The sequence below is a fragment of the Bradyrhizobium valentinum genome (genome assembly GCF_001440405.1).
GTDB classification, from domain to species: Bacteria; Pseudomonadota; Alphaproteobacteria; order Rhizobiales; family Xanthobacteraceae; genus Bradyrhizobium; species Bradyrhizobium valentinum.
In genome coordinates this window covers 8,035-18,575 of record NZ_LLXX01000142.1, presented here as the reverse complement: position 1 = coordinate 18,575, position 10,541 = coordinate 8,035, and the positions used below count along the sequence as shown (strand labels likewise).

General features: G+C 58.9%; 15 protein-coding genes and 1 pseudogene. 6 read left to right on the top strand and 10 right to left on the bottom strand.

Annotation, left to right across the window (positions count from 1 at the left end):
- A partial coding sequence (gene groEL, locus CP49_RS47765; protein WP_245310844.1) for a chaperonin GroEL occupies positions 1-1,065 on the top strand: 1,065 nt, incomplete at its 5' end.
- A gap of 10 nt (positions 1,066-1,075) precedes the next feature.
- Here the strand turns inward: groEL and CP49_RS49375 are convergent.
- From CP49_RS49375 to CP49_RS24660, 8 genes and pseudogenes are all read right to left on the bottom strand, one after another.
- A pseudogene (locus CP49_RS49375) lies at positions 1,076-1,309 on the bottom strand (tetratricopeptide repeat protein); the annotation flags it as partial.
- A 181-nt stretch (positions 1,310-1,490) separates the two neighbouring features.
- Positions 1,491-1,724, bottom strand: coding sequence for a hypothetical protein (locus CP49_RS45095; protein WP_156438627.1), 234 nt, complete (start codon positions 1,722-1,724; stop codon positions 1,491-1,493).
- A 39-nt stretch (positions 1,725-1,763) separates the two neighbouring features.
- Positions 1,764-2,015 (bottom strand): hypothetical protein, encoded by a 252-nt coding sequence (locus CP49_RS24685; RefSeq protein ID WP_057852774.1) that lies wholly within the window; start codon positions 2,013-2,015, stop codon positions 1,764-1,766.
- A gap of 53 nt (positions 2,016-2,068) precedes the next feature.
- Complete coding sequence (locus CP49_RS24680; RefSeq protein WP_156438638.1) at positions 2,069-2,440, bottom strand: signal transduction histidine kinase; 372 nt, start codon at positions 2,438-2,440, stop codon at positions 2,069-2,071.
- A 43-nt stretch (positions 2,441-2,483) separates the two neighbouring features.
- A complete protein-coding gene (locus CP49_RS24675) occupies positions 2,484-2,984 on the bottom strand; it encodes a hypothetical protein (RefSeq protein ID WP_057852772.1) in 501 nt (166 codons plus the stop codon).
- A gap of 216 nt (positions 2,985-3,200) precedes the next feature.
- Positions 3,201-3,980, bottom strand: a complete 780-nt coding sequence (locus CP49_RS24670; RefSeq protein WP_057852828.1) for a sensor histidine kinase — start codon at positions 3,978-3,980, stop codon at positions 3,201-3,203.
- Positions 3,981-4,087: 107 nt separating this feature from the next.
- Complete coding sequence (locus tag CP49_RS24665; protein ID WP_057852771.1) at positions 4,088-4,471, bottom strand: response regulator; 384 nt, start codon at positions 4,469-4,471, stop codon at positions 4,088-4,090.
- Between the two features lie 165 nt (positions 4,472-4,636).
- Complete coding sequence (locus tag CP49_RS24660; RefSeq protein WP_057852770.1) at positions 4,637-4,897, bottom strand: DUF1488 family protein; 261 nt, start codon at positions 4,895-4,897, stop codon at positions 4,637-4,639.
- Here CP49_RS24660 and CP49_RS46730 point away from each other — a divergent pair.
- Both CP49_RS46730 and CP49_RS43295 read left to right on the top strand, forming a co-directional pair.
- Positions 4,867-5,067, top strand: a complete 201-nt coding sequence (locus tag CP49_RS46730) for a hypothetical protein (RefSeq protein ID WP_197423950.1) — start codon at positions 4,867-4,869, stop codon at positions 5,065-5,067. The two genes, CP49_RS24660 and CP49_RS46730, sit on opposite strands and share 31 nt — an antisense overlap.
- Before the next feature lie 66 nt (positions 5,068-5,133).
- The gene (locus CP49_RS43295; RefSeq protein WP_082646217.1) at positions 5,134-5,400 is read left to right on the top strand and encodes a hypothetical protein; all 267 of its coding nucleotides are present in this window, start codon (positions 5,134-5,136) and stop codon (positions 5,398-5,400) included.
- A 32-nt stretch (positions 5,401-5,432) separates the two neighbouring features.
- Here CP49_RS43295 and CP49_RS45090 read toward each other — a convergent pair whose 3' ends face one another.
- Positions 5,433-5,588, bottom strand: coding sequence for a hypothetical protein (locus CP49_RS45090; RefSeq protein ID WP_156438626.1), 156 nt, complete (start codon positions 5,586-5,588; stop codon positions 5,433-5,435).
- A 361-nt stretch (positions 5,589-5,949) separates the two neighbouring features.
- Here CP49_RS45090 and CP49_RS24645 point away from each other — a divergent pair, with 361 nt between their 5' ends.
- The 3 genes from CP49_RS24645 to CP49_RS24640 all read left to right on the top strand — a co-directional run bounded on the left by CP49_RS24645 (position 5,950) and on the right by CP49_RS24640 (position 8,605).
- Positions 5,950-6,321 (top strand): hypothetical protein, encoded by a 372-nt coding sequence (locus CP49_RS24645; protein ID WP_057852827.1) that lies wholly within the window; start codon positions 5,950-5,952, stop codon positions 6,319-6,321.
- A 32-nt stretch (positions 6,322-6,353) separates the two neighbouring features.
- Positions 6,354-6,497 carry a hypothetical protein gene (locus CP49_RS46725; RefSeq protein WP_156439547.1) on the top strand — a complete coding sequence of 48 codons (144 nt, stop codon included), beginning with the start codon at positions 6,354-6,356 and terminating at the stop codon, positions 6,495-6,497.
- Positions 6,498-6,808: 311 nt separating this feature from the next.
- Positions 6,809-8,605: an adenylate/guanylate cyclase domain-containing protein gene (locus CP49_RS24640; protein WP_057852767.1), complete on the top strand. Its 1,797-nt coding sequence runs from the start codon at positions 6,809-6,811 to the stop codon at positions 8,603-8,605.
- Between the two features lie 140 nt (positions 8,606-8,745).
- Here the strand turns inward: CP49_RS24640 and trpS are convergent, their stop codons facing one another.
- The gene (trpS, locus tag CP49_RS24635; RefSeq protein WP_057852766.1) at positions 8,746-9,765 is read right to left on the bottom strand and encodes a tryptophan--tRNA ligase; all 1,020 of its coding nucleotides are present in this window, start codon (positions 9,763-9,765) and stop codon (positions 8,746-8,748) included.
- Positions 9,766-10,541 lie beyond the last annotated feature (776 nt).

Sequence of the window (10,541 nt, the reverse complement as noted above, 5' to 3'; positions counted from 1 at the left end):
GACCGCGGCTACATCTCGCCCTACTTCGTCACCAACGCCGACAAGATGCGCGTTGAAATGGAAGATGCCTACGTCCTCATCAACGAAAAGAAGCTATCTCAGTTGAATGAATTGCTTCCCTTGCTCGAAGCCGTGGTGCAGAGCGGCAAGCCGCTTGTAATTATAGCGGAAGACGTCGAAGGCGAAGCTCTCGCCACCCTCGTCGTCAACCGTCTGCGCGGCGGTCTGAAGGTCGCGGCCGTCAAGGCTCCGGGCTTCGGCGATCGCCGCAAGGCCATGCTGCAGGACATCGCGGTTCTGACCGGTGGTCAGGCGATCTCGGAAGATCTCGGCATCAAGCTCGAGAACGTGACCCTGCAGATGCTCGGTCGCGCCAAGAAGGTGATGATCGACAAGGAAAACACCACCATCGTCAGCGGCGCCGGCAAGAGGGCCGACATCGAGGCGCGCGTTGCCCAGATCAAGGCGCAGATCGAGGAAACCACCTCGGACTACGATCGTGAGAAGCTGCAGGAGCGTCTGGCCAAGCTCGCGGGCGGCGTCGCGGTGATCCGCGTCGGCGGCGCGACCGAAGTCGAGGTGAGGGAGCGCAAGGATCGCGTGGATGACGCGATGCATGCGACCCGTGCGGCGGTTGAAGAAGGCATCGTGCCGGGCGGCGGCGTGGCCCTGCTGCGCGCCTCCCAGCATCTCAAGGGACTTCGCACCAAGAACGACGACCAGAAGACCGGCGTCGAAATCGTCCGCAAGGCGTTGTCGTATCCAGCCCGCCAGATCGCGATCAACGCAGGCGAAGACGGTTCGGTGATCGTCGGCAAGATCCTCGAGAAGGATCAATATTCCTACGGCTTCGACTCGCAGACCGGCGAATACGTCAACCTGATCTCCAAGGGCATCATCGACCCGACCAAGGTGGTTCGTGTGGCGATCCAGAACGCAGCGTCCGTCGCGGCTCTCCTGATCACCACGGAAGCCATGGTGGCCGAAGTGCCGAAGAAGAACGCCGGCGCTGGCGGCATGCCTCCGGGCGGCGGCATGGGTGGCATGGGTGGTATGGATTTCTAAGTCCAACCGTTCAGCGCTCAAAGAAAAAGAAAGGCCCGGCAGCGATGCCCGGCCTTTCTGCATTCTCGTGCCTTTGATCGCGGTTGCCCTGCTCAGTTTGCCTCAGGCCGTAATACTGACGTCAATACATAGTTCGGATCGGCTTTCAGCGCGCGTGCGAGAATTTGTAGTCGCCGGGCTTGCGATAGGAATAGCCAATCAGATTGCCCACGTTCGGGTCGTCCTGGCCAAGTGCCTTTAACTGCTTGCCTGCGTCTGGGACTGAATCGAATTGCAGTAACGCTGCTTCCTTCGTGTCGGCCGGCGCCAGGTGCCATCGTCCCGCGGTTTCCGGGCGGCTCACGAGGGCCAAGAAACGATCCGAATTCGGCAGGATGCAAGCGTCACGACGGCCGAACCAGCGATAGCGGTTGCGCGCGACCAAGTCACAGATCGCGTCGCGGGTCATCCGTGGGATGAATTGGAAGATCCAAGTCCACTGTAGAGTCAGGAACGAAAGTATCGGCTACATAGCTTTTATCGACCGAACCAAACCGGATAATAGTGTGCGTATAAATCCAGCCACCCGGCACTCTGAAACGAAATATGGTTTCGTCATACTGACCGGAGACATGATCTTTAAAGACTTCTTCTTGGGTATGAAGCTTTTTCTTAGGCATGAACATCTTTCGATGTGCCGCTGCCAATAGCGACCAAAATCAACTGACGCGCCACGCTTCAAAGACAAAGCCTGCGAGGCGGTTGACTTTCTCGCCGTTCGACAGACGGCCGTTGTCCCTCTTCAAGACCGCTCTTGAGCGTACCGCAAAAGGTACGCCGGCGATGTGGTGATGGATACCTTCTAGTTGATCCATCCAGGTCGTCGCAGCGTAGCTGAATAGCGCATGCCACTTCCAAACCACCATCCGGTCATAGTCGTAGTGCCGAAATCCTCCTCGCGTGAGCGGCATGTCACAAGATCTTCTTCTTACGAAACATCCGCCATCTGTTCGCGGCGCAGATCTCAAGCCAGCCCATGAAATGCCGGCGGCAAAGGCTCGCGCACGAGTTCACTTAGATTTAGAACCTCGCCGCTTTCCGTGATGTCCGAGACCAGAACCTCGACATAGGGATGCTGGCGGTTGATTGCGGCGCCGCGCTGGTATTTCGCGTTCACGATCCGCTCGATCGCCGCAAGATTGCGCTTGCCCAACGCGTTGTACTGATCGCGGAACAGGCTCTGCCGTCCTCCGCGGTGCTCGATGGATTCGACCCAGACGTCCATCACCTTGCGGCCTATGAACGCTTCGACCGGTTCAGTTCCGTCCCACGCGAGAAGCCGCAGCCCGTCCATGTTGTGCGGGCCGTCATCGATGCCGACTTTTGTCAGTGACATGTTTTTACGTGACATGGGGAATCCTCCTGTTGCCGACGCTGGTTCACCTCGGCAGTCCGTCGGGGACTGCGCCTCCCTCATCGTCCCATCGCGACAGAGCCGCGGCGCGCGATTTTGCGTCGTGATGCGCATCCTCCGTCGAAGCCTTTTTGCGGCCGGCATCATTCTTATGCTTGTGCAGAAAGCGGGCGATCTGCCCGCGAAGCGCTGCCGTCTCCAATAACTCTCCGACCGATCCGGCGGTGTCGAAGATCTCGCGTTGCAGCGTCTTCGGAAGTGCGTTCCATTGCATGATGACGGCCGCGCCGAGACATCGCAAGACGTGCTCCTCCTCGGCCGCCAGGGCGAGGCCGCGGGCGCGATCCTGTTCCGCTGCGTTTACGGCGCTGTCGTAGTCATCAGCCAATCCCTGCTCGTTATCGGCGAGCGCTGAGTGGCGATCCCTTAGTTTCTGAAATTCGTCGCTTTCGCCCTGACCGCTCGAATGCTTGATCAGTTCGCCGTATGCGGCGGCCTTTTCGCGGTGCTGCTGAGATCTAAACATGCCGCGTCCTTTCGTTGGAGGTCTCCGCGCGTTCCGACCAATCCCGATGGTTGACGAGGATGGAGTTATATATGGGGTCAAAGGGCCGAATAACGAGCTCCAGTGACAAATCACCACGTCATCAATCGCTGCGTAAGAAAAGCCGTTCCTGACAGATCGTAGCAGCCCGAACGAATGCAGGTTGCGATTTGGCTTCCGCAATACCCGAATACGGGCTTATGCCGCCGCCGAAGTCAGAGAAGACATCGGCACGTCGAATGTGTAGACGAACCCGGTCGGCTCATAGGTCAGCCTCACGTCGCCCCGGAGTTGTCTGCCGAGCGTCTCGATCAGCCGTGTCCCGAAGCTGCGCTTTTCGGGCGGGCGGACTGCTGCGCCATTTCTCTCGGTCCATGTAAGGTGCAGGCGCTGCGCCTGTTGATCCAGCGTCCAGTTGACGTCGACCCGCCCTTGCGGGACCGACAGGGCGCCAAACTTCGTGGTGTTGGTGCAAAGCTCGTTCAGCGTCATCGCGATGGCGATGACGGCGCCCGACATCATCCGGATATCGGGTCCCGAAATCGAAAATTTAGGCTCGTCGGGATTATCGAAGGCTTCGGTGGCGCTGCGGACGATCGTGCCAAGGTTCGCGCTGCTCCATCTTGCCTGCAAAAGGAGGTCGTGCGCGCGCCCAAGCGCGAGCAGCCGGCCCTCGATGGCGTGCTGTGCGTGCTCGGCGCCTGGCAGGCCGCGCAGACTCTGCGAGACGATGGCGCCGACGGTCGCGAGCGTATTCTTGATACGGTGGTGCAGTTCCTCGAGGATCAGCTTCTGCAGCTTCTCGGACGCCTCGCGCTCCCTGGCGTCGATGCCGGCCGTGGTAAGCAAACTCAGTGCATCAATCTCGGCCTGCGCGAGCAGAAGCCGCAAGCTGACATTTTCTGCCGCCAGGTCGTCCTGGTATGGTGTTGCGCTGCTTGCGGGCCGCGGGTCCGCGCGGAGATCGGCTTCAGACATCGCCGATTGTATCATCATGAGCTGGGTACCGCACTGATCTTCGGTGGCTGGGTTTCTGCTGCAATCACGCGATTTAGGCTGTGTTCGGTGTGAAAAGCACTGCTGTCTCAGGCGTGGCCGATCATGTCGCGCATTTCGGCTATCACTTCCCCGGCATTGAGCGGCTTGCCGAGAAACCTGCTGCGGGGCGGAAGATCGAGGTCCTGCAGCTTCAATTGTCCCGATACCACGATGATTTTGATCACCGGCCAACGCGCATGCACGGCATGCGCAAGTCCGACGCCGTCCATTTGGCCAGGCATTTGGATATCGGTGCAGATCAGCGCGACGTCGGATCGGGATTCCAGGATGGCGACGGCTTCGGCGGCATCCTGCGCCTCGAGCGGCGTGTATCCGGCGTCTTCCACCATGTCGACCGCGCTCATGCGCAGCATCATTTCGTCCTCGACAATGAGAACGACGGCGGGGATGCATGAGTGATCAGGCGTCATAATCGAGCGCTCGCGGGGGAACGGCTATCGACTGAACAGGCGTTCGATTTGGGACAAGCATCTCGCTGTCCATATGATCCCCCGCTGGATCAACAATGGCACAATAAAGTCGCCGCCAACAGATTAGGCTCGCAGCAAGCGGAATGCGCCTACGCCAACGTCGTTTCAAAAATCTGTGGCGGCTAGATTGTAGGAGCCTCTGCTCCCACGGACGTAAACCTTCGCAGCCGCCGCGCAAATCACATCACGGTTGCAATCGAACGCGCTCAGGAGGCCGGACTCGTCGGGGCGGGCATCCGGTTGAATTCGCCTCAATGCGCCTTCGTCTATGAAGAATGATGCTTCCAGCGCGCTGTCGTGCCCCCAGAACCGCACGGCTCGCCGGGTTTGGTCATATGAACGGCTATGATTTGGAAACTCAATCATGGATTGGCGCCAATCAAGTTCTCGCCGGCGAACCACGTGCGTGCCGGCATTCGCACGAGCTGCATCGAGGCATACTCGATGCCCATGGGTTGTCCGGACCGGCAGCGCACATCGAAGCGATGTGCGGCTGGTCAATGGTCAATGTCGTTGACAAGGTTTGGCGTGGCTAAGCTTCGCGCTGCCGTAAAGGCGATGCTGAAGCAATACGAGGGCGCAGGGATTCAGATGGCTACTCAATGCCGCATTACAAGCCTTGCCAGGCCGGCCCCAAAACAAATTGCGATTCTCCTCGCTATTCGGTCGATAGCCACTATATTCAAAATATCACCGCGCGCCCCGGGCTGTTATCGGTGACTGAGAGTGTCGCGCTCCCGCCTCAACCAAAGGGCGGTCATATGCCAAAATTACCCACATTCAGTTTTCGTGATTGGCTGGTACCCCCGGTATTGATGCCGATCTTTCTTGTGCTGCTGGTCGCCGCTGCGATGGTTATTCAATGGTAATCCAGCGTAGCGCGGTTACACCGCAGTACGGGCTATCTCCGAATAAACAAACCCACTCGGCGCTTGCGCGCGATCTGGACGCCAGGGCGGTGATCGCCCTGGACGAGGCTCGCGAGATGCCGCCGGGGAATGAACGCACCGAGGCGCTCCACAACGCAATAGTGCTTCGGAATGCCGTCGAGATTCACGCACTTCTCTCCTGCAAGCGCGACGCACCGGCCGCATGACGACAGCACTTTGATTACCCGGGACGACGCAACAGCCTGAGACCGCTCTCCAGAGACGATGGCGCTGCGACCTTTGGACTGGAGACCAAGATCGTGCTGTACAGCATCAGGACAAAAGCCTACCGTTGAACGACAAGGTGGCAGTTGTTCGCCTTGAAGCTGTCCATGAAGCGGTGACTTCCGAAGTCGCTGCTCGTCGTCGCAGCGGCAGCTAGCGTGCCATCGGAAGGCGCAATCTCACAGAGCTGGATGTTTTACCAGGCACGGACGCAAGCGGCGTCTGCGGCTGCGAACCCGCTTGTGCGCAAAAAAGGAGACCATCATGAGAATGCCCGACATTTTGCAAGGTGAGGCGCGGACCCGCTTCCTCCAAGGTATCGCTTTCGGCGCTGTTGCGGCGATAACGATCGGATTTTTCTGGGGCGGCTGGGTCACCGGCGGCACCGCCAAAACCATGACCGCAATGGCAGAGACCAACGGTCGGATGTCTGTCCTGGTCCCGATATGCGTCGCGCAGTTCACAGCGGCCGACGGCGCCGTCGCCAAGTTCAAGGCGGCGGGCTCCTATTCAAGGGACAACGTCATCAGCGAATACGTGAAGACCGTTGCCGCCACGAGTATGGACTATTCATTCGCCAGGGCGTGCGCAGTCGGCGTAGAAGCTGAACTCTCAAAGACGGCCACAAAGAGCTGAGCGATCGGTTCGCCAAGTAAGGATCCAGCGAAATGAGCGCTCTCAGGTCCGGACGGCCTTCCTACCTTGTATATGGCTTGCTGGCCGTCATCCTATTCGGCGGTTATGTGCTGCTCAATGGCTTTCAAAACGACAATTCCGCAACCATGGCCCCGACCCTGACACTCAATCGCTGACGCCTCGCGCGCTTTTTCATTGGGAGGGCACGTCCACGCCGGCAAGTGGATCCGCCGCCTCTTTTGTCTGCTACGCAGGCGGCGACGCATCGGCTTGCTTCCGATAGCGTACATCGGTGCCGCTCCGAGAATGTTCGCTCCGGGGTCAAAAGCGCCGTTTGGCCGCGCGCCAATCACTTCCGGTCTACCCCGGTGAACGGACATCATCAGCGTCTGCAGGCATGTCTCAAAGGCGCCAATATGCGACATCAGCCTTAGTGGGCATCCCATCTGATCTGTCGTACAATCGCATCTAGGTTGGATCGTGGGCCATGGTGCAGGAGCGGCCAGTCCGGGTCGAGCGGAGGTTGTCGGCGATATTGGCCGCCGACGTAGCTGGCTACTCGCGGTTGATGCACAATGACGAAGAGGCGACCCATGCCAAACTGGCCGCGCTCCTAACCGACGCCGTCGCCCCGGCAATTGCCGAACACGGCGGCCGTGTCGTGAAGAACACCGGCGATGGGTTCTTGGCGGAGTTTCCGAGCGCGGTCCAAGCGGTTCGAGCCGCTGCGCAGTTTCAAACCCGCATCAAGGAACTTACAGTTGGTGACGCGGAAGACAGACGCATCGCTTTGCGCGTGGGCGTCAATATCGGCGACGTGATTGTCGAGCCCCACGACATCTTTGGAGATGGCGTCAACATCGCGGCCCGGCTTGAGGGGATCGCTGAGCCGGGCGGCATCTGCATCTCGTCTTCGACCTACGATCAAGTCCGAGGCAAGGTCGGGATCGAGTTCGCCGATCTTGGCGAGCAGAACCTCAAGAACATCGACCGCCCGGTGCGGGCCTATGCCCTGGTCCGGGATGAATTCAGCCTGCCGACAAAGGGCAGCAGCACGACACCCAGCCCACCTTCAGTGCCACACTTGTCCATCGTGGTTCTACCATTCGCGAACATCAGCGGCGATCCCGAGCAAGAGTACTTCGTGGATGGCGTCACAGAGAGCCTGACCACAGACTTATCGCGCATCAGCGGCGCGCTTGTGATTGCGTGTAACACAGCGTTCACGTTCAAGGGCAAAGCAATCGATGTCAAGAAGCTGGGACGTGAGCTGAACGTCCGCTATGTACTGGAGGGTTCGATGCAGCGTGGCGGCAACCGCCTCCGCGTGAACGTTCAGTTGATCGACGCCGAAACTGGCAACCACCTCTGGGCCGAGCGTTTCGACAAGCCTGTCGCCGACCTCTTCGACATGCAGGACGAAATCGTATCGAGGCTGGCCAACACGCTCAATGCGCAACTCATTGCTGCCGAAGCAAGACGTGCGGAGAGTTCGTTACATCCAGACGCCTTGGATTTGGTGTTCCAGGGCCGAGGCTGGTTCAACAAGGGCCTGATCCCCGATTACATGGCGCGGGCGCGCGGTTTTTTCGAGAAGGCGGTGGCGCTTGATCCCGAAAATGTCGAGGCCATGGTTGGTTTGGCGCGGGTCGATACGATGACTGGAGCTGCCCTTATGACCGACGACTGGTCAGCGCGGCTCGCCTCGGCCGAGGCGACTTTAACCAAAGCATTATCGCTCGCGCCGAACCACGCTGTGGCTCACATGTTGCTGGGCATCGTGCAAGTGGTCACGAAGCGCGCGGCCCAAGCCATGGTTCAATGCGAGCACGCAACGGCTCTGGATCGCAATTTGGCCCCCGCTCATGCTGTCATCGGGGGCGCAAAGTTTTTTCTTGGTCGCGGCGAAGAAACTGAACCCCACATCAATGAGGCACTCCGCCTTTCTCCTCGCGACATTTTTGCCCATCGATGGATGGCAATCGTCGGCTTCGCCAAGGCGCAGCTCGGTGCCGATGCCGAAGCAATCGTCTGGCTGCGCCGGGCCCTCGACGCAAACCGAAACCATTCCACCGCGCATTTCGTTCTCGCGGCTGCGCTGGCGCGGCTCGGGGAGCTGGACGAAGCGCGGGCCACAGTGCAAGCGGGACTTGCGCTCGATCCGAGTTTCACCATTCGCCGCTTTCGTGATGCCACCAACGCACGGAGCGACGTTCCGACTTTCCGTGCCTGGCGCGACCGCGTGATTGAGGGCATGCGATTGGCCGGGGTACCTGAGGGCTGATGTCCGAGTTGGGTCAAACTGAGAAGTCCGGGCGTGCAACCCAGAAGTCGGCTTTGCCTTCAGGAACGGACGTCGTCAGCAAAGCCTGTTAGGTCTCAAAAGTGCCAAATCCGGACATACCCTGGCTTGGCCCAATCCGATTAGTTCAGCATGAATAGACCAAGTGCGGCGCGAACATCGCGCAAAGTGGCATCTGTTATCTCACGGGCTCGCGCAGTGCCGCGCTTGACGACTTGCAGCACATAGCCGGGATCACGAGCGAGTGCGCGGCGACGGTCTCGGATTGGCGCGAGAAGTGCCTGCAGCACATCATCCAGACGTTTCTTCATAATGCTGTCGCCCAAACCGCCGCAGATATAGCGTGCCTTCAAATCCTCAACCACAGCGTGATCTTCGTCGAATGCATCCAAGTACGTGAAGACCACGTTGCCTTCGACGCGACCTGGGTCGGATGCCTTAATATGGTTTGGATCGGTGAACATACGCCGGACAGCCTCACGTATTTCATCGGCCGTGGCTGATAGCTGAATAGCATTACCCTGCGACTTGCTCATTTTGGCTTTGCCGTCGATGCCGGGAAGGCGTCCGACGCGAGGAATAAGCGCGTGGGCTTCTGGCAACACGTCAAAACCAGCTTGGCGATTGATGCGGCGAACAACCTCATTGGTTTGCTCGATCAATGGAGCTTGATCTTCCCCAACCGGGACAATCGTCGCTTTGAAGCCGGTGATGTCGGCGGCTTGGGCGACGGGATAGCAGAGAAACCCTGCAGGAATATCTCTGCCGAAACCTCGCGCCTGAAGCTCGTCCTTGATAGTTGGGTTGCGCTCAAGCCGCGCCACCGTGACAAAGTTCATGTACAGCAGGGTCAAATCGGCCAGGGCGGGAAGATGCGATTGAAGACAGATCGTGGTCTGGCTCGGGTCGATCCCGACAGCCAGATAGTCTGTCGCGATCTCAAGGACATTGTCATGCACTCGACCAGGATTGTGCGCGTTGTCCGTCAGTGCCTGGGCATCCGCCAGCAGCAGGTACTGCTGGTGCGTCGTCTGCAGGCTGACGCGGTTCTTCAACGAACCCACGTAGTGCCCCAGGTGCAGCGGGCCGGTGGTTCTGTCGCCGGTCAAGATAACAGGGTGGGTGGCGGACGAATGTTGCATCGCGGTTCTCCAGATAGGAACCGCCGTTCAATCGGACTATGGATGCAGGCAACCTCGCAGGCCGATGAACGGCGGCGACGGCTGGGTGAATGACAAAGCCGTGCCGCTCCTAAGTGGAGCGCCACCACAAGTTCGCGAACGTGATCACGACGACAGTCATGCGGACGATATTGACGAAACTTCCGAGGAAAGCAAGTCGGCTTGATGTCTCAAATGGGTCAGTTGCGTCACTTTGGCCATCGGCCGACTACTTCCGGTCTTCCCCTGATTGTGTTGAAAAAGTCCTTTTTCGTTGATGACTGAAAATTCTCAGGACCGCTGGTGCGTCTCTCTCGCTGCGGGGTGAGGGACCACATCAATTATCGCAAAAGCGATCGCTGGCCCTCGTATCGATTCTACAGAACCTAGCAGCGACTGAAATCGCCAATGCGCTACATTGGCGAGATTTTCGGAGTCCCGCGATTTTCGAGTTTTTCAACACAATCCCCCTGTAAACGGACGTCGTCACGGCCAGTGAACAATGTCTCAAAAGTGCCAATGACGGATCACAGGAAATAGTATCATCGGCGCTTTCCTGGTCCTCTATTGGCGATATCTGGCCGCTAGAGGAAGATGTTCCAGATAGTGACGCGTGCATTGCTCAGGCGCCGGGCTGGGGCCAAACCGAGTCGTGATCGCTCTCGAACCGCCACGGGAATGGCACACTCATCTGGAGTAGGTGGTCGGTCCCAGATGTCGCGCGCATATCTGGTTTGGATAGCCCAAACGATTTAACG